The sequence below is a fragment of the Paenibacillus glacialis genome, assembly GCF_001637205.1.
Taxonomy (GTDB): domain Bacteria; phylum Bacillota; class Bacilli; order Paenibacillales; family Paenibacillaceae; genus Paenibacillus_AQ; species Paenibacillus_AQ glacialis.
Genome location: NZ_LVJH01000054.1, coordinates 1 through 574, shown reverse-complemented (window position 1 = coordinate 574; position 574 = coordinate 1). Strand labels below are relative to the sequence as shown.

Annotated in this window: 2 protein-coding genes; both read left to right on the top strand. The window is 37.6% G+C overall.

What is annotated here, in order from left to right:
* On the top strand, positions 1 to 389 hold a 389-nt coding region (locus PGLA_RS28620), incomplete at its 5' end, for a hypothetical protein (protein WP_211269596.1).
* Positions 361 to 574 (top strand): hypothetical protein (locus PGLA_RS28615; protein WP_211269595.1); only part of this gene is annotated, 214 nt, incomplete at its 3' end. The genes PGLA_RS28620 and PGLA_RS28615, both read left to right, overlap by 29 nt.

Sequence of the window (574 nt, the reverse complement as noted above, 5' to 3'; positions counted from 1 at the left end):
AAATATGGGACGTTATAGATTACAAAATAATAATTTCACCTAGCAAAATTTTACGAGGGCACGGGAAGCTAGTCTATAAGGGAGACCCGAATGATTTAGAGAATAGCACCTATTATAAGTATGAAGTTAATGAAATAAACACTAATAATAACGATGAAACTGTTCTTGTAAATGAAGCTAGATCAACAAATGGTCCAGTGTCAATATTAAATAATACTGATATAGGGTCTATTACAAGCTCGTATTCGTATGGCGAACTAAGTAAAGGTAGACATACCTACGAAAGTACCACTTTCACTATTACTTGGAATGATAATGAAGGGAATATCCATTATGAAACAATTAATCTTGATATTGATAGTGATATTTCCCTTAATGATGATCTTTGATAGTTATTCGAGGATGTCAGGAACATCACATAACAAAACATTCCTACGTCGTCGCGTACGCTCCTCGGTCGCCAAGTGGATTTTCGGTGAAGTGGATTCAGGCGACACATCCAACCGGCTAAGTCTGACGACCCGTTCCCTACGTTCACTTAAGCCGTTCGAACGTCAGGAATGCACATACGTTA